The 24,822-nt window shown below is 69.7% G+C and carries 24 protein-coding genes; 9 read left to right on the top strand and 15 right to left on the bottom strand.

Translation table 11 applies throughout. The annotated features are described in order from the left end of the window. Nucleotides 1-21 precede the first annotated feature (21 nt). The 9 genes from ALI22I_RS43665 to ALI22I_RS43630 all read right to left on the bottom strand — a co-directional run bounded on the left by ALI22I_RS43665 (nt 22) and on the right by ALI22I_RS43630 (nt 12,377). A complete protein-coding gene (locus tag ALI22I_RS43665) occupies nt 22-864 on the bottom strand; it encodes a hypothetical protein (RefSeq protein WP_238598871.1) in 843 nt (280 codons plus the stop codon). A 3-nt stretch (nt 865-867) separates the two neighbouring features. Then, nucleotides 868-5,292: a WD40 repeat domain-containing serine/threonine protein kinase gene (locus ALI22I_RS43660; protein ID WP_077011456.1), complete on the bottom strand. Its 4,425-nt coding sequence runs from the start codon at nt 5,290-5,292 to the stop codon at nt 868-870. 168 nt (nt 5,293-5,460) lie between these two features. Beyond that, nucleotides 5,461-6,138 carry a D-Ala-D-Ala carboxypeptidase family metallohydrolase gene (locus ALI22I_RS43655; RefSeq protein ID WP_238598936.1) on the bottom strand — a complete coding sequence of 226 codons (678 nt, stop codon included), beginning with the start codon at nt 6,136-6,138 and terminating at the stop codon, nt 5,461-5,463. A gap of 163 nt (nt 6,139-6,301) precedes the next feature. Continuing rightward, nucleotides 6,302-6,448 carry a hypothetical protein gene (locus ALI22I_RS51660; protein ID WP_179118551.1) on the bottom strand — a complete coding sequence of 49 codons (147 nt, stop codon included), beginning with the start codon at nt 6,446-6,448 and terminating at the stop codon, nt 6,302-6,304. Nucleotides 6,449-6,539: 91 nt separating this feature from the next. Then, nucleotides 6,540-7,763, bottom strand: a complete 1,224-nt coding sequence (locus ALI22I_RS43650) for a glycosyltransferase family 2 protein (RefSeq protein WP_077011454.1) — start codon at nt 7,761-7,763, stop codon at nt 6,540-6,542. Between the two features lie 53 nt (nt 7,764-7,816). Continuing rightward, on the bottom strand, nt 7,817-10,033 hold the full coding sequence (locus tag ALI22I_RS43645) for an FAD-dependent oxidoreductase (protein ID WP_077011453.1): 2,217 nt from the start codon (nt 10,031-10,033) through the stop codon (nt 7,817-7,819). Next, the gene (locus tag ALI22I_RS43640; RefSeq protein WP_083752454.1) at nt 10,030-10,866 is read right to left on the bottom strand and encodes a ferredoxin; all 837 of its coding nucleotides are present in this window, start codon (nt 10,864-10,866) and stop codon (nt 10,030-10,032) included. Before ALI22I_RS43640 ends, ALI22I_RS43645 begins: the two co-directional genes overlap by 4 nt. Nucleotides 10,867-11,033: 167 nt before the next feature. Then, nucleotides 11,034-11,783 (bottom strand): DUF4142 domain-containing protein, encoded by a 750-nt coding sequence (locus ALI22I_RS43635; protein WP_077011452.1) that lies wholly within the window; start codon nt 11,781-11,783, stop codon nt 11,034-11,036. 12 nt (nt 11,784-11,795) lie between these two features. Further along, nucleotides 11,796-12,377 (bottom strand): hypothetical protein, encoded by a 582-nt coding sequence (locus tag ALI22I_RS43630; protein ID WP_083752453.1) that lies wholly within the window; start codon nt 12,375-12,377, stop codon nt 11,796-11,798. Between the two features lie 179 nt (nt 12,378-12,556). On the opposite strand from ALI22I_RS43630, the gene ALI22I_RS43625 reads away from it, so the two are divergent. From ALI22I_RS43625 to ALI22I_RS43615, 3 genes are all read left to right on the top strand, one after another. Next, nucleotides 12,557-13,120 carry a sigma-70 family RNA polymerase sigma factor gene (locus tag ALI22I_RS43625; RefSeq protein WP_083752452.1) on the top strand — a complete coding sequence of 188 codons (564 nt, stop codon included), beginning with the start codon at nt 12,557-12,559 and terminating at the stop codon, nt 13,118-13,120. 6 nt (nt 13,121-13,126) lie between these two features. Continuing rightward, nucleotides 13,127-13,861 (top strand): anti-sigma factor family protein, encoded by a 735-nt coding sequence (locus ALI22I_RS43620; RefSeq protein WP_077011449.1) that lies wholly within the window; start codon nt 13,127-13,129, stop codon nt 13,859-13,861. A gap of 130 nt (nt 13,862-13,991) precedes the next feature. Then, nucleotides 13,992-14,900, top strand: a complete 909-nt coding sequence (locus ALI22I_RS43615) for an NAD(P)-dependent oxidoreductase (protein ID WP_077011448.1) — start codon at nt 13,992-13,994, stop codon at nt 14,898-14,900. Here the strand turns inward: ALI22I_RS43615 and ALI22I_RS43610 are convergent. Then, on the bottom strand, nt 14,853-15,197 hold the full coding sequence (locus ALI22I_RS43610; protein WP_077011447.1) for a DUF742 domain-containing protein: 345 nt from the start codon (nt 15,195-15,197) through the stop codon (nt 14,853-14,855). The two genes, ALI22I_RS43615 and ALI22I_RS43610, sit on opposite strands and share 48 nt — an antisense overlap. Before the next feature lie 1,161 nt (nt 15,198-16,358). On the opposite strand from ALI22I_RS43610, the gene ALI22I_RS43605 reads away from it, so the two are divergent. Together ALI22I_RS43605 and ALI22I_RS43600 are read left to right on the top strand one after the other, a co-directional pair. Next, on the top strand, nt 16,359-16,622 hold the full coding sequence (locus ALI22I_RS43605) for a hypothetical protein (RefSeq protein WP_143532749.1): 264 nt from the start codon (nt 16,359-16,361) through the stop codon (nt 16,620-16,622). A 473-nt stretch (nt 16,623-17,095) separates the two neighbouring features. Next, the gene (locus tag ALI22I_RS43600) at nt 17,096-17,917 is read left to right on the top strand and encodes a hypothetical protein (RefSeq protein WP_077011445.1); all 822 of its coding nucleotides are present in this window, start codon (nt 17,096-17,098) and stop codon (nt 17,915-17,917) included. A 310-nt stretch (nt 17,918-18,227) separates the two neighbouring features. Here ALI22I_RS43600 and ALI22I_RS51655 read toward each other — a convergent pair whose 3' ends face one another. Then, complete coding sequence (locus ALI22I_RS51655; protein WP_179118550.1) at nt 18,228-18,377, bottom strand: hypothetical protein; 150 nt, start codon at nt 18,375-18,377, stop codon at nt 18,228-18,230. A 416-nt stretch (nt 18,378-18,793) separates the two neighbouring features. Here ALI22I_RS51655 and ALI22I_RS43595 point away from each other — a divergent pair, with 416 nt between their 5' ends. The 4 genes from ALI22I_RS43595 (at nt 18,794) to ALI22I_RS43580 (ending at nt 22,090) form a co-directional block, all read left to right on the top strand. After that, nucleotides 18,794-19,132: an integrase core domain-containing protein gene (locus ALI22I_RS43595; protein ID WP_143532748.1), complete on the top strand. Its 339-nt coding sequence runs from the start codon at nt 18,794-18,796 to the stop codon at nt 19,130-19,132. A 321-nt stretch (nt 19,133-19,453) separates the two neighbouring features. After that, nucleotides 19,454-19,840 carry a hypothetical protein gene (locus tag ALI22I_RS43590; RefSeq protein ID WP_077011443.1) on the top strand — a complete coding sequence of 129 codons (387 nt, stop codon included), beginning with the start codon at nt 19,454-19,456 and terminating at the stop codon, nt 19,838-19,840. 90 nt (nt 19,841-19,930) lie between these two features. Continuing rightward, entirely contained in the window at nt 19,931-20,563 is a 633-nt protein-coding gene (locus ALI22I_RS43585) for a carbonic anhydrase (protein ID WP_238598870.1), read from the top strand. Between the two features lie 30 nt (nt 20,564-20,593). After that, entirely contained in the window at nt 20,594-22,090 is a 1,497-nt protein-coding gene (locus tag ALI22I_RS43580) for a SulP family inorganic anion transporter (RefSeq protein WP_077012036.1), read from the top strand. Nucleotides 22,091-22,204: 114 nt separating this feature from the next. Here the strand turns inward: ALI22I_RS43580 and ALI22I_RS43575 are convergent, their stop codons facing one another. From ALI22I_RS43575 to ALI22I_RS43560, 4 genes are all read right to left on the bottom strand, one after another. Continuing rightward, on the bottom strand, nt 22,205-22,468 hold the full coding sequence (locus tag ALI22I_RS43575) for an HNH endonuclease family protein (RefSeq protein ID WP_202971195.1): 264 nt from the start codon (nt 22,466-22,468) through the stop codon (nt 22,205-22,207). Nucleotides 22,469-22,526: 58 nt separating this feature from the next. Continuing rightward, the gene (locus tag ALI22I_RS43570; RefSeq protein ID WP_338013557.1) at nt 22,527-23,117 is read right to left on the bottom strand and encodes an IS110 family transposase; all 591 of its coding nucleotides are present in this window, start codon (nt 23,115-23,117) and stop codon (nt 22,527-22,529) included. A 15-nt stretch (nt 23,118-23,132) separates the two neighbouring features. Beyond that, nucleotides 23,133-23,357: a transposase gene (locus ALI22I_RS54265; RefSeq protein WP_238598935.1), complete on the bottom strand. Its 225-nt coding sequence runs from the start codon at nt 23,355-23,357 to the stop codon at nt 23,133-23,135. Nucleotides 23,358-23,807: 450 nt separating this feature from the next. After that, nucleotides 23,808-24,596, bottom strand: coding sequence for a hypothetical protein (locus ALI22I_RS43560; RefSeq protein ID WP_077011441.1), 789 nt, complete (start codon nt 24,594-24,596; stop codon nt 23,808-23,810). Nucleotides 24,597-24,822 lie beyond the last annotated feature (226 nt).

Genomic DNA, 24,822 nt, shown 5'->3' with positions numbered 1-24,822 from the left:
GTGCCCCTGACACCCGAGACGTTACGGAGCCGGGGCGTCGCCGGGCGAGGACGGCGCGGGTGGAAGTTTCCGGTTCCGCGCCGCCCGTTCCACCTCGGCCAGGTCGGCGGCGGTGACCAGCCGGACCTCCGCCGCGCGCCGTGCGACCGCGAACCTGGTGTTCTGCAGCCGACCCGCGTGCGGCGCCAGGAACGGGTCGTCCGCCCGGCCGAACGCGATCGCCGAGATGGCCCGGATCGCGTCGTCCACCCGCTGCGGCCGGTGCAGGTTCCACGTGTAGCCGTGCCACTCGCGGACCCGTTCGAAGATCTCCCGGTTCGACGGCGGCCGCGGGTAGTCGTCCGCGCCCACCAGCCACGGCTCGCTCAACGCCAGCGCGACGAACCAGTCCCGCCCGCCGCGCACCAACCCCGGCCCGGTCCGGGTGTCGTCGCCGGCCGACCCGAACGGCACTTCCGGCGTCACCGCCGACGGCTCCACGTCGATCGTGATCAACAGGTCGGTGAACCCGTCGCCGTCACCACGCCTGCCCAACAGCAGCACCAACTGGTTCTCCCCGGCGTCCAGCAACGCCGAAGCCGACCGGGTCAGGATCACCCGCCGCGCGCCACCCGGCGCGTCGAACAGGCTCGACAACTGCGCCTCGCCCGCGCCCAGCCACGTCAACGACACCACGTCCACGCCGACCGCCAGCTCGCCGACCAGCCGTGACACGTGCGGCGCGCAGTCCGGCAGGGTCAACGCCACCCGCCCCGGACGGGCCGGACCCAGCACGCCGTGCGGCGCGCGCCCGAACATCAGAGACTCACCCGGCCCCAACACCACCGAGGCCAGGCCCGCTCCCCGCACCACCACCCGCGGCACGGCTCAGCCCGGACAACCGGGCGGGTCGCCCCGCTCGGACCCCAGCGAAGCCCACTCCTCGGCCAACGTGTCCCGGTCGAGCGCGCCGCACAGCACGTCGACCGCCCGTTCCGGCACGAGGTTCCACACCCGGGTCGTGCCGTCCGCGCTCGCGGTGGCGACCCGCTCCCCGGTCGGGTCGAACGCCACGTCGTTCAACTCGCCGTCGTGCCGGTCCATCCGGACCAACTGCCGGGCGCCGTCGACCTCCCACATCCGCAACACGGTGTCCTGGCTCGCCGTGGCCAGCGTCTTCCCGTCCGGGCTCCACTCGACCTGGCGCACCGGTGCGTCGCTGCCGGTGAGCTTGCCGATCTCGACGCCGTCCCTGACCCGCCACAGCCGCACCAGCTTGTCCGAGCCGCTCGTGGCCAGCACCTCGCCGTCCGGGCTGAACTCGGCGTCGAGCGCGAGGTTCTCGTGGCCGGGCAGGATGGTCCACTCCGAGCCCGGGTCGACCAGGTTCCACAGGCCGATCTTGCCCCCCGCCAAGGTCACCGCCAGCGTGCGGTTGTCCGGGCTGTACGCGATCGCGGTCGGGTAGTTCGCCTCCAGCCCGTTCGGCTGGGCGTTGCGCGGTTCCTCGCCGGTCGGCCGACGACCGGCCACGCTCAGGTCGGTCGTGTTTAGCAAGAGCAGTTCGTCGCGCTCGGTGTTTTGCGTACTGGTCGGCGTGCGGCCCGCGACGGCGATCGCCTTGCCGTCGGGGCTGAACCTCACCGCGGTGAACTCCGTGCCGGGTCGGGAGAACCGGCGTGCCTCCGCACCGGTCTCGGTTTTCCACACCACGACCTCGCCGTCCTCGCCCACCGTCGCCAGTTCGGTGCCGTCCGGGCTGAACGCCAGGTCGTAGGCGTCGTCGGTGTGCGCCCGGAACTGCCGGACCTGGCGGGCGTTCTCGTGGTCCCACAACCGCACCATGCCGTCGCCGCTGGTCGTCGCCAACAGCTTGCCGTCCGGGTGGAACGCGGTGCTGAGCACGACGGCGTCGCGCGGGCCGAACGCCGAGCGCCGGTACGACCACTCCGTGACCACGCCGTTCGAGTCGGCGCTGAGCAGCGTGTGCGAGTCGCCGGTGAAGGCGAGGGCGGACGTGGTCGCCGAACCGGCCGCGTACTGGGTCAGCATCTGGCCGGTCCCGGTGTCCCACGAGTAGATGCCGGTGCCCACCGACCCCGCCGCCACCTCCGCGCCGGTCGGGCTGAACTGCACCGAGGCCAACCCCGGCTCGGATGTGCCCAACACCTGGCGCGCGGTCCACGTCGCGGTGTCCCACACCCGGACCGTCGAGTCCATCGACGCGCTGGCCAGCATCGCGCCGTTCCGGCTGAACGCCAGCGCGCTCACCCTCGCGGTGTGCGCCACCAGGTTCGCGACCATCGTGCCGTCGCTCACCCGGTGCACCACGACGTCGTTGCCGTTGGCCAACGCGATCAGCCCGGGGTCCGGGAGGTACACCATCCGGATCGACGGCCCCGCCTGGAACACCGCCCGCTCGGTGAAATTCGCCGTCTCGTACACCACGACACCGCGGTCGGTGTAGGCGGCGAACGTGGCGCCGTCCACCGAGATGGCCGTGTCGAGCGCCGAGCCCGGCACGGTGAACACCCGCTTGCGCTCCCGGACGTCCCACAGCTCGACCTTCTTGGTGTCCGGGTCCGCCGTGGCCAACAGCCGACCGTCCGCGCTCATCGACACCGTGCGGTACCAGCCGTCCTTGTCGTCCAGCACGGCCAGTTCACGCCGCGCGGGCACGTCCCACAGCCGTAGCGACCCGTCGTTGCCGGCGGTCGCCGCCGTCTTGCCGTCATCGCTGACCGCGATCGAGTCGATCGCTCCGGTGTGACCGGTCATCCGGCCCCGGTAGGCGTCCAGAGCGGTGGCCAGCAGCGCACTGCGCCCCTCGACGGTCGGGCTCGCGCGCCACGCGCCGAGCGCCGCCAACGCCGCCCGACGCGGGTCCACTTCCCTGGCCAGCGCCGATTCCGCGGCGAGCTGCCGGGACAGGTTCTGCTGCCGCCCGACGTCCGCCCGGTCCCGTTCCGCCGACGCCGTCTGTTGCAACCGGGTGGCCACCACGACGGCCACCGACGCGACCACCAGCAGCAGGCTCAACGCCACCACCAGACCGCGCAGCCGGTTCGTGCGCCGCCGCGCCGCCAGCTGACCGGCGTGCTCGGCCGCCGTCGAGCGGTCCAGGAACTCCTGCTCCACCGGCTGCAACCGGACACGGTCCCGCGCCGATTCCAACCACGTGGTCAGCGCCGCCAGCCGGACACCCCGGTACAGGTCGTCGGTGTGCTGCCCGGACTCCACCCACACCCGCACCGCGTCGGTGAACCGGCGGTGCTGCACCAGACCGGCTCGATCCTCCTCGATCCAGTCCCGCAGGCGCGGCCACGCGGTGAACAGCGCCTCGTGGCTCAACCGCGCGCCCGTGCCGTCCACGGTCACCAGCCGTGCCGCGATCAGCCGGTCCAGGACGTGCCGCTGCGCCGCGAACTCCTGCGGATCGACCCGACGCCGGACCACCGCGCCGTCGTCCAACACCGCCACCAGCCGCAGCAGGATCGTCCGCAGCGCCTGGCGGCCGGCCGGGTCGAGCGCGGAGTGGATCTCCTCGGCGGTGCGCGACACCGCGCCGTCGATCCCGCCCGCCCGGCGGTAGGCGGCCAACGTCAGCACCGGACCGTCCCGGTGGTTCCACGACTCGCGCAGGGCGTGCGCCAACCGGGGCAGCGCGCCGGGGTCGTAGCCGATCTCGCCGCGGACGCCCAGGTCGGCGATCATCCGCTCCGGCAGGCCGGGCTCCACGTCGACACCGAAGTCCTTCGCCGGGCTGACGATCGCCTGCCGCAGACCGGTGGCGTCCAACGGTCCCAGCAGGACGGGGGCGGCGAGCGCGGGGCGCAGCGGGGCCAGTTCGATGCACCGGTCCACCAGATCGGCGCGCACGGCCAGGACGACCAGCACCGGACGTGCGGCGGTCAACGCGGTGGCGAACGCCAACCGGTCCGCTTCCGGCGCGTTGAACACCTCTTCGAACTGGTCGACCACGATCACCGGGCGGGTGGTCCGCACCGAACGCGCGCACACGTCGCCGAACCGGCTCGGGGACTCGCGGATCAGCCGCGCCCACTCCGCCGCCGCGATGGTGGTGTGCTGGGCGATCGCGCCGGCCAGGTTGCCGACCGGGTCGGTGCCCGGCGTCAACAGCACCTGCGGCCACGCGTCCTGGGCCTTCCCGTCCGCCAGCGCGGGCAGCAGACCGGCCCTGAGCACCGACGACTTACCCGAACCCGACGCGCCGACCAACACCACCGGCTCACCGCCGCCGACCTGCTCGGCCAACCGGACCAGCAGATCGGTGACGACGTGCTCGCGCCCGTGGAACAGATCCGCGTCGGCCCGCTCGAAGCCGCTCAGGCCGGGGTAGGGGGAGGACGGTCCGTTCGGGCGTTTGGGGCGGGGTTTGTTGGTGGAGCGGAGGATCGCGCGCACCAGCCGGCCCTGGTCGTTCTCCGGGCCGGGTGAGGTCGGCCGCGCGGCGCGTGCGGTGTCACCGTCGTACGCGGCGGCTTGCGCGGCGTGGATCAGCGCCGTCGTCGACTGGAAGCGCCGCGCCGGATCCTTCGCCAGACCGCGCAGCACGACCGCGTCCAGTCCCGGGGTGACGGTCGGGCTGAACACCGAGGGCGCGGGTGGTGGTTGGAGGAGGTGGGCGGCGACCTTGGCGGCCGGGTCGGTGGCCGGGTGCGGTAAGCGGCCGGTCAGGCACTCGAACAGGACGCAGGCCAGGGAGTACTGGTCCGAACGGCCGTCGACCTCGCCGCCGGAGAGGCGTTCCGGGGCCATGTAGTCCCAGGAGCCGATGAGCTCGCCGGAGCGGGTGAGGGCGGTGGCTTCGGGGGACGTCTCGCGGGCGATGCCGAAGTCGGCCAGGTAGGCGTGGTCGTCGGCGGTGATGAGGATGTTGGACGGTTTGACGTCCCGGTGGACCAGGCCGTGTTCGTGGGCGGCGTCCAGGGCTTTGGCGACTTGTTCGAGGATTTTGAGGGCCCGGACCTGGTCGACCTCGTCGGCGCCGAGCGCGCGGCGCAGGTCGGTGCCCTCGACCAGCATCATGTCGAGGTAGAGGTGGCCGTCGATCTCGCCGAAGTCGTTGACCGGGATGACGTTGGGGTGGCGGAGACCGGCGGCGATGCGCGACTCGCGTTGGAAGCGCGCGCGGAACTCGTGGTCGGTGACGGAGGCGGAGAGTCGCTTCAACGCGATGACCCGGTCGTTGGCGGTGTCGTAGGCGCGGTGGACCACACCCATGCCACCCTGCCCGAGCAACTCCCGGACCTGGTACCGCCCGAAATCCGCCAAGTCGGACCGCGCCCCCATTGCGCCCCCTCGTGTCGCTCGCCCAACCTTACTGCGCCGGTCTTTCTGTTCTGCACAGCGCGTTCCCCGCGATCGGGGGGTTGGGCGAATGGGAGCTGGGCGGGCCGCGGGTGGGTGGGTGCCCACCCGCGGCCTCGCGGATTCTCGGCCTCGGATGCCCGGGCCGGGTCAGATGCCGCAGGAGGAGGCAGACCAGAAGCGGCTGCCTCGGTGGTCCACGTGGGTGTGGTCGCCGTGGCCGGGGTAGCCGGGGCCGAGGATGCCGTTGAAGCCGTGGTTGCGGGCTTGTTGGGCCAGGCGGCACAGGGAGTGGGGGCCGGAGCCGAGGTCTACCGCGTCGCCGTAGAGGTGGCGGGAGTCGGAGGCGCCGCCGACGGCGTTGTTGCAGGCGATACTGCGGAAGCCGCTGGTCACCCGGACGGCCTCGTCACCCAGGGCGTGCCGCAGGGCCTGGAGCTTCCACATCGACACCAGGGCGTTGAACTTCGCGGTCGCGGCCGAGACTTTGCCGCCTGACCAGTCGGAATTGCAATCGTTCAACTCGGCATAGGAGAAGTTGATGGGTGTGCAATCGTCGTCCTGGAGCGAATAGAGGCGCGAGTACGTCCCACTGCCCGCCACGCCGTCGGCGGTCAGGCCGTAAGCCTGTTGGAAGCGCACCAGCGCCGACTTCGTCGCCGGGCCGAACTGGCCGTCCAAGCCCAGCACCCCGCCGTAGCCGGGATAGCCGGACAACCTCACCTGCAATTGCCGCACGTCCTCACCGGACGCACCTTCGGAAAGAGTTCGGTTCCACGTGTAGCAGCCATCGGCTTGCGCCGTTCCGCCGCCAGTCACGAGCACCACCGCGACGAGCGCTAACGACGCGAGATAGGAGACAAGTCGGAGCACAGGGACCTCCAGACCGTGATGTGAACGGATCTGGAGCCTGGCGGAGATGAAAAGTTCCGTCAATCTATCTGCGATGGCCGAACATTTCACACATCGCGAACAGTTTGTGAACGGAAGGTCACGAGCGGCGCACTGCCACGAGTAACAAGCCGGCCGATGCCACGGCGCACATGGCAGCGGTGGCATCGCGCCATGCCACCTGGTCGTCCAACGCCAACACGCCGTTCCACACGGCGACCGCGAGGAAGACCACAGCCAGCACCACCAGAGTTCGTGCGCCGCTCGGTCCCATACATGAACAGCGTTTGCGACCGGTCCGCCGTTACCGGTCGGTCAACGAAAGCAACGTCCACACGTCAGACCTGGACGCTCCACGCGGGCGAGACGTCGTTGAACCCGGCCCAGTGCCGCACGTCGAACCCGTCCGGCCCGGTCGCCCCGCCCAACGCGATCCGCTTCTCCTGCACCGCCCGCACGGTCTGCGCGGCCTGCCGGTCCAGCAGCTCGTCGATCTCGCCGTCGCCCAACCCCTCGATCTCGTCCCAGAACGTCATCACCCGGTTCACGTACAGCGCCACCAGGTGGTCCCGCGCCGGCTCGAACCGGCCCTCCGCCACCGCCGCCACCGCGTCGGCCAGGATCTGCGGCCAGTCGTCCGTCGTCACCCGCAACCCCCACGGCGCCGACGGCACCGAACACGCCGACGGGAACAGCGTCCGCACGTCACCCCGGTGCACGTCCATGTACCGCGCGACCGACTCGGACACCCGCGTCACCACCGCCGGGTCCTGGCGCACCGCCGCACCGTCCACAGCGGCCCGTGCCTTCGGCGCCGCGAAACCCGGCGACCGCACCCCGTCGGTCCGCAGCACGACGTGGAACAACGAGTCCAGCACCTGCTGCGGCAGCGTCAGGATCTTCGGGAACGGCGAGTTGTGCAGCTTGCGCCCCAACGGCACCTCGACCACCCGAACGTGCTCGCGCAACGCGTTCGCGGTCAGCCACACGTCGATCCCGTACAGGTACGCGCTGTCCGGCCGCGGCCACGAGCGGGCACGCTCCACAAAGGCGCGGTTGAACGCGAACTCGCCGCCGATCGGCTGCTGCACGTGCACGCCGAACACCGCCGCCAACAGTGGGCTGGCCAAGTGGTTCGTGGTGTTCGCTTCGAACCGGTTGCGCCGGTACGCGGGCACGGCCAGCGCGGGCTCGTCGGAGTCCACCGCGTCCGCCAACGCCGAGATCCACCGGGGCTCGGTGGACCGCACGTCGGCGTCCAGCAGCAGCACCCGGTCCGCGTCCAGCTCCAGCGCCCGGTCCATGATCGCGAACACGTTGGTGCCCTTGCCGGTGCCCTCACCGCTGGAACTGGCCACTACTTTCCGTGCGCGCAGCGGTGTCGAGGCGAACTCCCGCACGGTGCCGTCGGTGCTGCCGTTCTCGGCCAGCACCACGACGTTGGTCCCCTCGGGGAACGCGAGGTGCAGGCCGGCGTCGGCGGCCGAGGCCACCGCGCCGACCGTGCGCGCCTCGTCGCGGGCCGGTATCCCGACGACAGTGACTCGACTCCGGTTCGCCATGGCCCGAATGCTTGGTGGCCCGGGTTACGGGAACACGGCGGCGAGGTAACAGATCACCTGGGTCTTGCCCTTCTCGGCCCGGTGCGGGTCAGGGTGCGCGACCGCGCCCGCACGACGGGCGCGTGCGACGGGGGGATGGGCAGCGGTTGGGACTCCTGCTGCTGGCGCGGCACCCGGGCCAACTCGACCGGGTCCGAGAACTGGGTGTGGGACGGTCCCGAGTCGACCTCGCGGGCCGGCGGTTCCGCCCGGATCGCTTCGGCGCGCCTGGCCTGGAACCGGGCCGCCTCCAACCTGGCCGCTTCGAGCCGGGCCAACTCCTCGGCGTGCGTCGCCTCGGCCCGTCTGGCTTCGAACCGGGCCGCCTCTTCCAGCAGTGCCGTTTCCAGCCGGATCGCCTCGGAACGGACGGATTCGAACCGGGTCGGCCCCAGCCGCCGCGACGGCGACTCGTACCGCACCGACTCGGTGGGCGGTGGTTCGTACCGCACAGACTCGACCAGTGGTGGTTCGTACCGCACAGACTCGACCGGTGGTTCGTACCGCACGGACTCGACCGGTGGTGCCTCGTACCGCACCGGCTCGGTGCGCGGCACCTCGAATCGCATCGAGTCCGCACGGGGTGCTTCGTAGTGCGTGGGCTCGGTGTGCGGCACCTCGAATCGCATCGAGTCCGCACGGGGAGCTTCATAGTGCGTCGGCTCGGTACGTCGTGTTTCGTATCGCACGGACTCGGTCGGTGCCGCCTCGTACCGCATCGACTCCGTACGCGGTGCTTCGCGCCGCAGCGACTCGGGCGGTTCGAACCGCCCGGACTCCGTCGGCTTCGGCAGCGGGTAGGCCGACGTCGCCTGCACCGGCTCCGGCCGTGCCCGTTCGGAACGGTCGGAACGCTCGGGGTCCGAACGCAACACTTCCGTCTGGGACAGCGCGGCGCGGATCGGCTCGTACCGCGTCGGCTCCTCGGCGGGGACAGCCGCCGGCCCGGTCGCCGGTTCCGCTGCCGCTGCCGGGGCCGCGACCGCTTCGGCCGCCGGCACGGGCCGCTGCGCCGCACGCCGTTGTTGCTGCTCCGCGGCGGCCCCGGTCACCCGGTTCTGCCGCCACAGCTCGGTGGACAGCTTGATCATCGCCGTCGGCGCGTCCAACCCGACCATGCCGACCAGCTTGCCGTCGTTGATGAACCCGGTGATGGTGCGGTGGTCCTTCTGCGACCCCGCCAACGTCGTGGTGTCCTTGCCCATCGACGCGTGGCCCGCACCCTGGATGCGCATCCCGTACTGCTCGGTCCAGAACCGGGGTACTGGGGTGAACGGCCGCGAATTCTCCCTGCCCGCCAACAGGTTCTCCGCGGCCGCCCGCCCCATTTCCACCGCGTGGATGTAGTGCTCCACCCGACGCGGTTGTCCTCCGAACCGGAGGTTCGGCCACTTGGCGACGTCACCCGCGGCCACGATGTCGGTCCCACCGACCGCGTGGCACGCGGCGTCGCACAGCACGCCGTCCTCCAGCGACAGACCCGACCCGCGCAACCAGGCGGTCGCCGGCGCGGCGCCCACCGCGATCACCACGACCGCGGCGAAGAACACCTGCCCGTCGGAGAGGTGGATGGCCACCCCGCCCGCCTGTCGCACCCAGTGCCGGATCTTCACACCCATCGCCATCCGGACACCGCGCACCCGGTGCGCCTCGGTGATCGTCTCGGCGATGTTCTTGCCGACCGCGTTGCCCAGCAACGTGGACGACCGGCTCACGATGGCCACGTCACGGCCGATCATCTTCACCGACGCGGCCATCTCGCAACCGATGAGGCCGCCGCCGATGACGACGACCAGGCCCTGCGTGGAACGAATCGCCTCCTTGATCGCGATCGCGTCGTCCACGGTGCGCAGCACGTGGATGCGCGGGTCCTGGCGCGGCGCGCCCACGAGGTGCCGCGCGTCGACGCCGGTCGCGATGATCAGGCCGTCGTAGCTCAGCTCCTCGCCACCGGGCAGGCCGATCACGCGCCGGTCCTGCTCCAGGTAGGTGGCCGCGGCGTTCAGCCGCCACACCGCGTTCAGCTCGCGGCTGATCTTCAGCCGCAGATCGCTCGCGACCAGCTCGCCGCTGATGGCCTCTTTGGACAGCGCGGGCCGGTGGTAGGGCAGGTGCCGTTCCGCGCTCACGATGACGATCTCACCGCGGAAGCCCAGCTCCCGCAGTCGTTCGCCCGCGCGCAGACCGGCCAACCCGCCGCCGGCTATGACCACGCGTTCCTCGTTCTTCACCGCACACGCTCCCGCAGCTCGATCGCGCGCATCGGACAAGCGCGCGCGGCGGCCCGCGCCTTTGCGAACTGCTCAGGTGGTGGCCTGCGCTCGTAACGCAGGCGTTCGTCGTCGACCAGCTGGAACAGCCCCGGCGCCTCGGCCTGGCAGATGCCGTAGCGGTGGCAGCGCTCGTTGTCGACGCTGATGTCCAGCGCGCTGCCGCCCGCGCCGTCGGGCTCGGGCTCGAAACCGGGCTCCGGCTCCAGCATGCCCAGCTTCACCAGCACGTGCGGCGGGAGGAAGCGGGCCAGGGCGATGGTCGCCGTGGGGATGAGGATCGTGAGGCCGGCCAGCCACAGCACGGACAGGTTGCCGTTGGCGATGGCGCCGAACCAGGAGTGGACCACGGTGATGGTGACCGCGGCGTAGGCGACCTGGTGCAGCCGCAACCACTTGCGGTAGTAGATCTTCTTGCGCAGACCCGCGGTGACCGCGATGGTGATCATGAGTTCCAGGCCGAGGATGCCCAGCGCGTGCCGGAACAGGCCGCCGTTGGCGAAGGGCACCAGGATCTGGAGGAACGAGAAGGTGTTGAGCTGCAAGATGGTGAACGCGAAGGCGTGCAACGAGCCGAACGTGATAGCCATGGTGGCCAACACCATGTGGGTGTTGCGCAACCCCTGTCTACTGGAGAACTTGTTGGCCCAGCCTGTGGCGATCATCACGCCCCAGGCCAGGGTGGCGCACATGAGCGCATAGGCCATGCGCGCCGAGATCTGCGCCATGTGTTTCACGCCGGCGTCATGGTCGCCGCTGGCCTGGGCGATCAACAGCGGAACCTGGGAGAGCACTGGACTTTACCTCCGAGATGGCGGGAGAGAACTCGCAGGTGGTGGGAGGGGCCCGACCCGCCCGGCGTGGCCGCGCAGGAGTGTTCACGGCCTGCCGGGCGGGTTCGAGGGTGTGGAAGTTCTCCGCGTCGGGAGTCGCACTGTGGTGTCGGGATCACCACCTCCTTTCACTTGACGTCGCCGCTTGGCCGCAGCACGCGCAGGATTCCGATCGTCACCACCGCACCTGCCAGGCACATCAGGAGCACGACCAGGGGACTGGGTCCGTCGTCGGAGGGGACCTGGGCGGCGGTTCGCAAGGGGTCGACGCTGACCGCGCCCCCCTGCAGCGCCGCACCCGCGGCGACCGGCTTGGCCAGGCCCATCTCGCCGACCATGTTGGTGCTCTCCAACAGGGTCATGTGCTTGAGCACGATCTGGTTGCAGATCTGGGCGAACTGCCGGATCGCCTCGTTGCGGGTGTTCGACCGCACCGTGCCGACGACCGGGAAGATCGAGCCGTGTGCGGCCCGCAGCCGGTTGGCGAACGACTCGTCGAACGCGGTGCCGGTGCGCGCGCGCATCTCCGCCATCCACGACTGCTGGTCGGCGTTGGCCTCGTCCGGCAGCGGGACGCCCATCTGCGCGGCCAGCCGCACCACCCGTTCGTCGAGGAACTGGTGGTCGCTCATCAGCTGGGCGCCGACTTCTTTGACCCGGGTGCTGGCCGCGCGGGTCTGCGCCTCTTCGCCCATGGGCATCTCCCACAGGCCCGCCAGACGCACCTTGACCAGCAATTCCTTGTCCGACGCGGTGATCGGGCCCAACGGCGTCTGCTCCACCGGACCGGTGTCCTGGGCGAGCGCCACACCGGGCAGCGCGGGGAGGAACAACAGGTGCAGGGCCAACAAGGCCGCCGCGAAACGTTTGGCTGACATGGTCTTCTCGTCCTAGTAGCCGGTGCCGGTGGACGGTTGGCCGGACGCCGCTGCGGCGTTGGCCTGCGCCTTCTTGCCTTCGGGTGTCACCGCGAACCACGTGCCGCCCTTGCCCTGACCGGTCAGGTCGCCCGCCTTCTTGTCGCCTGCGTACCGGTACAGCGGCCAGCCGGCCAGCGTGACCTGCTTGTTGCCGTCCGCGCGGGTCACCGAGCCGACCAGCGTCGGGTCGACCCCGGTGGTCATCGTCTGCTTCTCGCTGACCAGCACCGGCGGCCACGTCTTGACGCACTCGACGTCGCAATTGGACTTCGCCGGTTTCGCGGTGTCCTTGTCGAAGCGGTACAGCGCGAAGCCGCCACCGTCGGCCACGAACCACCCGACCTGCTTGGACTCCGTCGCCAGGAGCATCTGGCGTGGCTCCTTGCTGAATTCCGGCGTCTGTTGGAGAGTCGTCGAACCGGAACCGGCGTCGACCGCGCCGTTCTGGCTCGCAGCGTTGTTGATCCCGGTCGCGCTGCAGGCGCTGACCAGCATCAACGCCGCTGCTGCCGGAACCAGCAGCAACGCCTTTCGGGTACGTCGACTTCGCATCGTTGGTCCTTTCTACTGCTGGCGGGTCCGCCGGAAGGACTAGTGGGACCGGGGACCCAGGTCCTTGCCTTCGAAGCGGATACCGAGGAGTACGGACACGATGGGATGTCGGTTCACAAACAAATCAACGACTTTTTTTGCCACGAAACCCTCGACGCGGAAGCCGTCGGCGCGCTTGGATGCTCGGCGTGGCGCGGCACAGACGCAGCACTTCCCCCCAAAGAGATCAGAGTTGGCCGGACTTGAGTCTGGAAGACGAGCTGATCCGCAGGCTCTACCAGGAGTTCGGCAGCGCGCTGCTCGGGCATGCCATGAGGCTGACCGGCAGCGACCGGCAGTGGGCAGAGGACATCGTCCAGGAGACGCTCGTACGGGCGTGGCGCAACGCCGAGAAGCTGGAACGGGACCCCGTCCTGCTCCGCTCCTGGCTGTTCACCGTCGCCCGGCGGCTGGTCATCGACGACCGGCGCAAGCGGAGCGTCCGACCGCAGGAGTCGGAGTTGACGCCGTCCGACGAAGCCCCGGCGCGGGACGAAGCGGACCGCACGCTGGCGGCGATAGTCGTAGCCGAAGCGATGAACGGACTGACGGAGGAACACCGGGAGGCTATTCTCGAAACGTACTTGAGGGATCGGACCGTCGGGGAAGCCGCAGCGGTGCTCGGGGTACCGCCCGGCACGGTGAAGTCCAGGGTGTACTACGCGCTTCGCGCCCTGCGGCGTGCGTTGCAGGATCGGGGCTGAAACAAGGTGACATCGCTGCCGAACCACATCGACGTGGCGGCGTACGTCCTCGGCATCCTCGATGAGGACGAGGTCGACGCGTTCGAGAACCACCTCGCCCAATGTCGTCGATGTGCGCTCGACCTGCGCGATTTCGCCGAACTGCCGGATCTGCTCGACGAGGCCGACGCCAACGGCATGCTGCGCGCCAACGCGGGGGAGCGGCCCGACGGCCGCTCGGTGCGCGCGATGCTCGACTCGGTCTCGGAAACCAGGGCGCGCAAGCGCCGCAACGTGGCGCTGCTGGCTGCCGCCGCCGCCGCGTTGCTCATCGCGGGGACCGCTGTCGTGTCGATGAGCATCGCCTCACCGTCCGACTCGGTCGCCACCTCGACGACGCCGTCGGTGCCGGAGCAGTCCAACGTGGCGAAGGGCGCCCCGGACGCTTCCGGCACCATCACCCGCACCGATCCCGCGACCGGCGTGTACGCCCGGCTCGCGGCGAGCCCCGAACCGTGGGGCACGTCGATCCAGGTCGAAGTGAAGGGCGCCAAGGGGCCCACGCGGTGCGAACTGGTGGCGAAGGCGCGGACGGGCGAGACGATGGTCGTCGGCTCATGGCTGGTGACGGCCTCGGGCCCGAGCAAGGACCCGGTGAGCATGCAGGCCTCGGTCGGCATGCGCTGGCACGAGATCTCCGAGTTCATCGTGCGTGACACGAAAGAAGGCGCGACCCTGGTCCGGCTGCCCACCAGCGGCTGACGAACCAGCGGCCGGTCCACCGGTTGCTGCCCCACCGGCGGGACCGCACCACCGTTCAGGACGGGTACCACCGGCACGGCGTCGACTCCCACGCGGAGACGGCGCCGTGCCGTCGTGCGAGGAGGTCGTAGTGCAGGTCGGATTCGTCGGTCTCGGCATCATGGGTCAGCCGATGGCGCTCAACCTGGCCCGGTCCGGCCGACCGCTGGTGGTGTGGAACCGCTCGCCGGAGCGGACCGAACCCCTGCGGGAGGCGGGCGCGCGGGTCGCGGCAACGCCGGCGGAGGTGTTCGCCGGCTCCGACGTGGTGATCCTCATGCTCGCCGACGAGGCCGCGATCGATTCGGTCCTCGGCCGCCGAACGGCCGAGTTCGCGCGCACCGTCGAAGGCCGCACCGTCGTGCACATGGGCACGACCTCCCCGGACTACTCGCACGACCTCGGCGCCGATATCCACGCGGCCGGCGGCGACTACGTCGAAGCGCCGGTCTCGGGCTCGCGCGGCCCGGCCGAGGCCGGGGAACTGGTCGCCATGCTCGCCGGCGCCCCCGAAGCCGTGGCACGGGCACGCGAGGTGATCGCGCCGATGTGCGGGGACGTGGTGGACTGCGGCCCGACCCCCAACGCCCTGCTGATGAAGCTGTCGGTGAACCTGTTCCTGATCACGATGAGCACCGGCCTCATCGAGGCGTTCCACTTCGCCGAACGGCACAACCTCGACCAGCGGACCCTGGTCGAAGTCCTGGACGCGGGTCCCATGGCGAGCAAGGTGTCCCGGGCGAAGGCCGCCAAACTCCTCGCCGCCGACTTCGACGCCCAGGCCGCGGCCCGCGACGTGCTCCGGAACAACCAGCTCATCGCCGACGCCGCCCGCGCCGCCGGCATCGCCTCACCGCTGCTCGACGTGTGCCTGACCCTGTTCACCCGCACGGTGGAACTGGGGCACGGCAAGAACGACATGGCCGCCGTGGTGCACGCGATCAGGGAACGCTCAGATTCGGCGCAACCCCATCAGGACGCGTTCCATCAACTCCATTGACGGTCGGCCCTTCGCGTCGATCGCTTGGTCCTTGTGCACGTTGATCAGGCTCATGTCCGACATATCCGCCAACAGCACGCGCACCACGCCGAGCGGCAACCGCAGTGTCGCCGCCACTTCCGCGACGGAATGCGGGTTCCGGCACAGATCACTGATGATGCGGTGTTCCGCGGTGGACGTCAGGGCGTCTCTCGCCGCCCTTTCGTTCGTCGTCACGATGGTCTCGATCGCCAGCGTCGTCGCGGAATGCGTACGGCCGCCGGTTCTGGTGTAGGGACGCACCCGGAGGGTCGACACACCAGCTCCTCAAAGCGGTCGGCGTGGATCTTGGTCGCGTGTTGCGTCAGGGTCCCTGACGCCGGTAGACCCTACGAGTGATCAGGGCCCCTGTCTCGGACTTCCCGCCATGTGGGACGACTTGCGTGTCGTGGCGACGGTCTGTGTCCGGTCGCTTCCTGCCGGTATCGGAACCTCGGCAAGGCGCCGGCGCAGGCATCGGATGATCGGCCGACTTCACCCTCCGTTCGTGCCTTGTTCGGCTCCGGCTCGCCCGGAACGGGGTCGTTCCGGAACTCTGTCGGTTCTGGTGATCATCCACAGTGCACCGCGCCGTTCATATTCCGCGCCACCTCGGGGAATTACCCCGACACGATTCAGGGGTCATTCCGGACGCGTCGGCCACTTGTCGTGGGCCACATTGCTCTCGGACGGCGACGTGCCGTCGGCAAAGGGGTGGCTTCAGCCCCCCAGATCGTGCGCTCGCGCACCTTGTCGTACAGGGTGCTGCCCATCAACCCCGGAACGAAAACCACGGCGTCCACAGTGGTCTCGTTGTGCAGTCGCGGTCCAGAACCCCACGGCTGTTCCCGTGATGTACCCATGAACGGCACCCCGCAGCGGTGTGACACTGTCTGCGCGACGTTGCGACCCGCGATGCACGCAAACCCGGGCCGCCCGGCGTCCGCTCCTGACTGAACCCGAAAGCGGGGCAGTCCCACCGCAGATCCCGCTCTTGGTGATGTCTGCCAAGCAGGACTACGGCGACCGTGATCGACCGCTCTCAAGGCCGACAGTGACTCGGTAATCCCTCTCATCTCACAGTGGCCACGATGGCGCGTACACCCTTCGACAGCCAGGGGCTCACGTCATCTCAGGGCACAGTTCACCCTGTCGAGTGACAGCGACCCGTGTGGCGGTGCCTGTACTACAGGAGGCCACGCATCCGATCCAACGGATGGCGAGTCGCTACCGCGACGGGCGATCGGACGGAACCGCACCCCAACGCGACCTCCACCGCGGTGTCGAGGCGTGCCGGCCAGGACCAGACCCAGGAGACCTTGGCCGGATCAGCCGCCAGCGCGGGCCGGGCGGACATCGGCGAACGGCGGCCACCCGCCGCGCGGTGAACCGCTGGGTTAGCCGCTGCGCGGGCACGCAATAGACGGCGGTGTTTGTCTGATGATCTTGGGTGCTGTGCTGTGCTGTGCTGTGCTGTGGCTGGCGGTCCTGCACGCCCTGCTGCGACGACGCCGTGGTCTCGCGCACGGCTGTCGCCGCGCGTTGTCGGCCGGGTTGACCGGCGCGGCGGCCGCGCTCTCGTTCGCCGTGCTCATAGCGCTCCTCGCCTACGTTCCCGGCCACGGCCCAGCGGCTCCCAGGCCGTTGCCCGTTGCCTTCGGTGTTCTCGTCCTCGCGGAAGTCGCGATCCTCGGCGGCTGCTGAAGGACTCGCCTGTGCGTCAGGGATCCAGGGTGCACGGTCGCAGCGGAGGTCACATCCGCTGTGCCGCGCGGGTTACCCAGGGGTTCGCGCTCGCGCGAGACATGTTCAAACTCCCTCCTCGCAAGGCGATGGGAGCCGCGCGAACGTCGACCCGCCCTACATGCGGCCACTTCCCGCGAGCCTTCGCGGCGTGGGCGATGCGGGTGGCATCGGGCCCGGGCTTTCACTCCGTCGACCCGCCCAGGAACACGACGCCGATGTCGTCCCAAGGGGCGTCGCGCGGCCGGAGTCCGTCTTGCGCGACCAGCGAGGGCCGGGAGGTTGTCGCAGATCCGCGCGGCGGCGTGCCCGGTTCGGTCTCCCACAGCCGTCGGCCGTGCACATTCGGCCGATGTGGTGATGCGCGGTGGTGCTGTGGCCGTTGTGGGTTGTTCCGACCGCTGCGGGTGTGTGGAGGCGTTACGTTGCCTGGTGTGAAGCGATCCGGGTGGGTTGTGGTGCTTGCTCTGGTGGCCGGGCTCGTGGCGCCCGTTCCGGCGTGGGCGGTGGTGCGGTCGCCGGGGGAGTGCGCGGCGTCGTTGGACTGCACCGCGGCCGAGATCGATCGTATGGGCATGGCGGAGCGGTTGGAGTTCCTGCGTCTTCTGCAGAGCGGTCCCGCCGCGGGGCTGGGTGCGCCGGACCGGTGGCGCAACATCGAGGGCGTCATCTCGTTCTTCCGCGATCACGGCCTGGGTGCGCCCGGCACGTGGGTGTCGCACGTCGACGCGGCGATCCTGGAGGGGATCGAGCGCGGCATCGCGATCGCGCTGGGCCGTTCGACCGACGGGTTCGGCAACCCGGGGTCGGCGCGGTGGGCCGACTACCTGACCCGGCTGCACGGCGGCGGACTGACCGTCCGCGCCGTCCACGACAGGGCGTGGAGCGAAGCCGAGCAGGCCTCGACCGACCACGGTGTCGCGGTGGCCGAGCGGGAGCACGGGGTGCGGCCGACGGCGGTGGAGCGCCGGTTCTTCCTGTTCTCCGAGTTCTACCGGTGGACCCTGCGCAACCGCCCCGTAGTGCTGGACCTGCTGCTGCTCCACGCCGCGCTGCTGAACCCGGCGCTGGTCCTGCGGCGGGTGCCGTTCCTGGACTGGTTCACCGACGTGCGCGAATCGACACCCTCCCGCAAGGGCTGTGAGATCGCCTTCGCCTACGCGCAGCTCGACCCGGTCAACGGCGTGTTCAGCACCGTGGACCTGATGTTCGCTTACATCCCGGAGCTGTTCGAGGAGTTCCAAGCCACCCACTAGCGGCCCACGGCTTGAACCGAACGGCGTCGGACGGGTGGGTGCGGCCTCGAATGACGGGAGACGGGCGACCGACCGTGGTTCGAATCCTTCCGTTTCCACAGCTTGATCAGCGAAAACAGGGGCGGCCCATCAGCAGGTGAGCCGCCCCGGCCGTCAGTAGGGGTAGCTCAGCAGCCACATCGGCGTGGAGTCGTGGGTGGCGCCCTCGTACCGGCAGTTCACCAGGATCGTCGCTCCCCGCAGCGCGATCTGCCTGGCGTTGGCGTGGCAGAGCCGCTCAGAATCTCACGAGCCTGTGCTTCGAAGTGGGTCAACCGCTGGCGTCGCCATGGTGAAGTTTGATCAGAGCGTTCTCGGCGGCGTCGGGGCCGGGTTCCACCCGCGGCGGCGCCACGCCGAGTGCGGCCAGGACGGAAGCGGCCGTGTCGCTGTCGGCGTCGGGCGCGGCGTAGGCGACCACGGTGTGGGGGCGGGCCCGGCCGCGTCCGGCAGGGCGGTCACCCGGGACCGCGGCACCGGGGGTCCGGGGTTGGTGCCGACCATGTTCTCCAGGTCGATGAGCACCACCCGCTCGTCAGGCACCATCGCGCGGTCGGGTCCTGTTCTTCCCTCGACCGCCGTTTCCGACCGAGGGCCGGCTTCGCCGTCCTGGCGTGACGGCATCCGAGGCAGTGTCGCCGGGATCGGTAGCGCGCACCCGTGCGGCCGTCTCGACGACCGACTCCAACGCGATCCGCGCCGGTGACGCTGCCGGAGAGGTCATGACCGGGCACGGTATCGGCAGATCACCGGACACGAGCGGGCGATCACCGGCTCCGCGACAACCCTGCGCCGAAGCCCTCGACGATCACCTACGATCAATCCAAGGCACCGGTGTTGCGTCCACCGATTGAATCCGCCGAATACACCGCCGCCGCGACCGCGGCGGTCTGCCGGGTGCCGGGCGTGGTCCAGTCGATGGGCCGGGTCGGATGCGCCCTGGACAACGCCGCCGCCGAGGCGTTCAACAGCACGCTCAAGGTCGAGTTCGTGCACCGGCACCACTTCAGGACCCGCGCCGAGGCCCGCATCAAGATCTCGACCTGGATCGCCGACTTCTACAACACCACCCGACGACACAGCGCCAACGGCTGGCCGGCTCCGATCCCGTTCGAGCACCAGATGGCACGAGCACGGACGGCGTCAACGGTCCAGGCCAGGACCGAAGTGGCATAACACCGTCTCCACGATTCGAGGGGATTGACATCAAGCACGTCCGCCGCAGTGTGGTCCCGCAGTGTGCTGATACGCCCGCGAAGGTCGGGAATCGACAACTTCTCCCGCACCGCCACCCCGACGTCTTCACGTGGACCGCCGGCAATGACGTCGTGCATGTGAGCGGCCCCGCCGTTCGCTGATCTCCGGAGGCGCGCGGATTACCCGCGCGACGATCCATTGCAAGGTGATCTACATCACAGCAAGCGGCGACTTTGTCAACGAATGACTACAGTAAGTGACTGTAACGATCATCACGATGACCGTCTGTCGGGGGATCTGGTGCGCAACTCGCGTCTGCTGGCGCTGTTGCCGGCCGTGGGGCTGCTGTTCGCGCTGCTCGGCGTGCTGCACCGAGAAGAACCGGCGGTGCCCTCTGCCTTCGCGGTCGTTCCGGCGGTGGTGGCCGCCGAGGCCCATGACCAGGAATCCGCTGACCTGTCCGTCGCCGGTCGGTTCTCCCGAATCCCGGTCGACCTGACGCGCGTCTCCCGGCGCGTCGGGGCTCTCGTCGGCGGCGCCGTGCGGATTCCGGTCGTGGTGGTGCTGGCGTTCGGCCTCGCGCTCGCCTGCTGGAGGGCCAAGAGAACCTTGGCCTCGGCGCGCCGGGTGGCCGAGTGGCTGCGGGCGCACCGCTCGCCTGTCGCATTGCAGACATTGCTGCACTGAATCGTTCCGCGCGCGGGATACCGCTCCGCCCGGTATCCGGCCGATCGCTTTTCCGGCAACGCGACCAAACAACGAACAATTGAATAATGAATGACGGACGACACCAACGAGGCGAATATGGCATTCCAGCACCTCGTGGCGCACGCCCGTGCCCACCGGGACCGAATTTCCGAGGCCCAGCGGCGAGCGCTCGCCGAGGGTCAGCAGCCCCTTGCCCTGTTCATCACCTGCTCTGATTCGCGAATTGTTCCCGCGCGGATCACCGGTGCAGAACCCGGCCAGCTCTTCGAGCTGCGCACCGCCGGTTACATCGTTCCCCCGTACACCTCGATCCGCCCGGTGGCGGAGACCGCGACCATCGAGTACGCGGTCGAGGTGCTCGGTGTCCCCGACATCGTGGTCTGCGGGCACTCGCACTGCGGGGCCGTCGGCGCCCTGTGCTCGCGAGACGGTCTGGACGAGCTTCCGGCACTGCGCAATTGGCTGGCCGAAGCCACTCCCGTTCCAGCGCCACGCGAAGGCGATCCGGCGCGGAAGGCGGAGGCGCAGCAGCACGTGCTCAACCAGTTGCGCACCCTGGCCGACTACCCGTTCGTCCGCAAGCGGCTGGAGCGCGGTGAGCTGCGGCTCCACGGCTGGCTGTACGAGATCGACACCGGTGAGGTCCTTTTCTGCCCCGATGTCGATCCGACCGGTTCCGACCTGTCGTTCCAGCGCCTGTAACGGATCTCCAGGGGGTTCGACGTGATGACCATGACCGAGCGGGCGGAAGAGCAGCCCGCCCGCAATCGCCAACCGCGATGGCGCAAGCAGGACATCGCCGCCGACTTCGGTGCTTCGCTGGTCGTGTTCCTGGTCGCGGTGCCGCTGTGCGTCGGCATCGCAGTGGCCTCCGGCGTACCGGCCGAGCTGGGCATCGTCACCGGCATCGTCGGCGGCATCGTCGTCGGCCTGTTGCCCGGCAGCAGCCTGCAGGTGAGCGGCCCCGCGGCCGGGCTGACGGTGCTGGTGGCCGACGCCGTCTCCCGGCACGGCCTGCCGGCGCTCGGGGTGATCGTGCTCGGCGCGGGCCTCCTGCAGATCGTGCTGGGCCTGCTCCGGCTGGGTGAGTGGTTCCGCGCCATCTCGCCTTCGGTCGTGCAGGGGATGCTGGCCGGTATCGGCCTGGTGCTGTTGCTCAGCCAGATCTACCCGATGACCGGGGCGACGCAACCGGAGACCACCGCGGACAAGGTGCTGGGCCTGGCCAACCTGGTGACAGACGCCCTCACCCAGCCGGCGGCAATGCTTGTCGGGCTGCTGACGATCGCCACCATCCTGGGCTGGCAGCGGATGCCGGCAAAGGTTCGCCTGGTTCCCGGCGCCCTGATCGCAGTGGTGCTGGCGTCGGCGGTGACCGCACTGGTGGGTCTGCCGGTGGCGACCGTCGAGGTCGGTGGCCTCACCTCCGTCCTCGGTGGACTCGGCGGTCACGACTGGGGCCTGCTCACCGATCCCGCGGTGCTCGGTTCGGTGTTGACCTTCGCCCTGGTGGCGTCTGCGGAAAGCCTGTTCAGTGCCGCGGCTGTCGACCGGATGCACGACGGCCCACCCACCCGCTACAACGCCGAGCTCGTCGCTCAAGGCGTCGGCAACACGGTGTCCGGCGTTCTCGGCGCGCTGCCCATGACGGCTGTCATCGTGCGCAGCGCGGCGAACGTTCAGGCCGGGGCACGGACCAGGGCCTCGCGCGTGATGCACGGGGTGTGGCTGCTGGTGTTCGCCGTGCTCCTGCCCGGGTTGCTCGCCCTGGTGCCGCTGGCGGCGCTCGCGGCGCTGCTCATGCACGCCGGTTGGAAGCTGTTGGAGATCCCGCGACTGATCGCCCTGGCCAGGACGAACCGGCCGGAGGCCGCGGTGGTGCTGATCACGGCGGGCACCATTGCCGCCGTGGACCTGCTGGTCGGCGTGCTCGTCGGGCTTGGCGTGGCGATCACGAAGACCGCGTGGGACGTGTCGCACTTGTCGGTGAGCACCACGTCCACCGCGGAGGGAGTCCACGTCATGCTGCGCGGCACCGCCACCTTCCTCCGCCTGCCCCGGCTGCTGCAACTGCTGCGGTCGGTGCCTTCCGCGCCGCGGACCGAACTCGATCTGACAGGCCTGAGGCACCTCGACCAGGCCTGCCTCCAGGCGGTCGAGCAATGGGCGAGCGAGCGGCGACGCGAAACGGGCCGGGTGCACGTGATGCTGCCCATCCAAGCGAGCTGACCGGTTCACCGCCGCAGCGTGGCGCCGGGGTGATTTCGGAGCCCCGGCGCCACGCTGTCGGCACGTCTCGTCGGATGCTGGGTGGTTGGCCGTCCGCCGCACCTGATTGTGGCGTCAAGTGAAGTACTTCTGCTTCTTGGTCTCGAAGTCGTAGTTCTGGGCCTCTGAGTTCTTCTCGTGGTTCAGCAGCACCAGGTTGGCGATGCGGTGGGTCCAGCGGGCACGCTGGTCGTCGTCGAACAGGCCCAGCCACTGGGAGTCCTGCCCCGGCGTCTGGGGCAGAACGTGCTCGACGGTGATCAGCTTGTGATCGTAGGTGACACCCGGGCGTCGCGTGAGGAAACCCCGGTGCCAACGCAGCACCGTCTCGGGACGCACCGACATTCTGAACCGACGAAGCGCCTCCACCGGGAGCCGGTGCAGCAGCGCGGCGTTGTCAAGTCGCCTGGGCGGTAGCCACGGCGAGAGTGAGTGTCTCGTGCGCCTTGATTTCGGCGTCGAGATGCTGCCACCGGCGGGCGATGGCGCGCAGGGTGTGTTTGGTCGCGGCGGTGACGGTGTCGACCTTGCCGGGGCGCAAGCCGGCGCAGCGGTGGATCAGCGCCATCTTCGACAGTGGTTGCAGTTGCTCGCGCAGCTCGGGGTCGGCGGTGACGATCACGGCTTTGAGGGTGACCATGGCGGAGGTACGGGCCTTGACCGCGACGTCCTTGGCGACCTTGATCTGGCGGATCATCCCCACCGTGCCGTCGTTGGTCTTGGGCACCGAGGTGGCGGTGTTGTTGAGCACGGCGCGGGCGGCGTTCTCGGCGTCGATGGTGTCGCTCTTGCCGCGCAGTCTGCGGTCGCGTCGGTCGGTGCGCAGCACCTCGACCGCGCCCAGGCCGCGGCGGCGCACGGCGGAGGTCAGCCCGGCGCCGTAGGAGCCGGTGCCCTCGATGCCGAACACGAGCTGCTTGGCGCCGAAGCCGGCGGCCCAGTCCAGCAGCTGCCGATAGCCTGTGAGGTGCCAGAAGTCAGCATTGATGCTCTGACCTGCGCGTTAGGCTGCGGCGGGTTCGTATTCGTTGATCAGGCCGCCGAGGATCGGTCGACGGCGTACCGACGTGTGGCTCGGCAGCGGGATCGGATGAGCCGATCGTGGTGGCAGGAGCTGGTGGGCTCGGTGGGGTCGGCGGTGGTTGTAGTGGGACACATAGCGGTCCAGCGCTGATCGCAGGTGGTGTTCGTTGAGGATGAGTAGTCGGTCGGTGGCTTTGTGTCTGATGGTGCCGACGAATCGTTCGGCGTGGCAGTTGACCCGTGGCAGCGTGGTGGGATCTTCACGACCTTGACGTCCGCGTCGGAGAAGGCCGCGTCGAACGAGGTGGCGAACTGTCCAGCCCGGTCACGAACCAGGAAACGGAAGTCGTCAGCTCGGTCGTCGAGGTCCATGAGAAGGCTGCGGGCTTGTTGGGCGGTCCAGAGGCCGTCGGGGTTGGTGGTGGTGCCAAGGATGTGGACGTAGCGGGTGGCGACCTCCATCACGAAGAACACGTGGACGCGCTTGAGGGTGAATGCGCAGTCGAAGTGGAAGAAGTCGCAGGCCACCATGCCAGCGGCCTGAGCACGCAGGAGCCGCCGCCAGGAGATATCGGTGTCACGTATGGGTGCGGGCGGTGTCCGCAGGCGCTTGAGCATGCGGCGGATGGTCGTCGTGACGTGCAGGGGACCGTCCTCAGCTCGGCTCCGCCGCAGGGCTGCAGCTGAGGGGTTCGGGCTTGCGGTGGGCGGGTACGAGTGGGCCTACCAGGGCCACCGGGGTGGAACTGCGGTGGAGCAGGTGGTGGCTGGTGGAGTCGTCGCCGGTCGGGTCCGAGCCGACGACGAGCACGGACGCCAGTCTGGCGTGGCGGATCAGGCCGGTGACCGGGTGGGATCGGGCAATTCGCACCTCCACGGGCACATCCGGGTACTGCTCGGCGCAACTGTTGGTCACGGTGAAGGTGGCTTGCGCGACCGAGGTGGACCTCGGTCCGGTGATCGGTGTGCCCAGGGTGCAGCACACCACGCGAACTCCGGTGCCCAGTGCCGTCGCCAGGGCGAGCCCGGCCAGCACGACCGCTTCGGCCAGGTGACCGCCGTCGGTGCCGACCACCACGGGGAGGTCGTCGTCCTGGTTCGTGGCGGGCGGGATGGCGACGAGCGGGCACCGGGCCCGTGCGGTCACGGTGCGGGCCAGCACCGTCTGCTCCGCATCCAGGACGATGAGGTCCGCGGTGTGGGATTCGGCCGCCAAGCCGTACGCGATCGGCTCGGGGATGCTCCGGGTGGACACGTCCAAGCGCGGTGAGCCGGCACGCAGGCGCACTGTCACGTCGTGGGCCTGTGTGACTCGGTCGGGGGTGTGCGCCACGGTGAGACCGTGGCCGCACCGGTCCGCGTAGTCGGCCGCCCACAGCGCGGCGTCGATCTCTGTCGAGGCCAGGACGACGCGGGCAGTGGTCCAGGCTGGTGTCGTGGTCATGCTCCGTCCCTCGATGCGACACGTTCCTGCGGTAGGTCGAACGCAGATCGTTCCGCGGGCGGTGTCGGTGCGGCCGGAAGGTCCCCGCGGAGCGGCCGGTGTCCGCTATGTGGAATGTGTTTATGAGGAGGCATCGTCTTTCGAATTCGTCATCGGTCGTACGATGCGTTTCACGTTAGCGCATAGCTGCGTGGATCTCCGCTCAAACGTGGCGTTCGGGTGATTC

The organism is Saccharothrix sp. ALI-22-I (assembly GCF_001984175.1).
GTDB lineage: Bacteria > Actinomycetota > Actinomycetes > Mycobacteriales > Pseudonocardiaceae > Actinosynnema.
The sequence above is the reverse complement of the archived record's forward strand: the minus strand, read 5'-3'. Positions and strand labels throughout refer to the sequence as shown.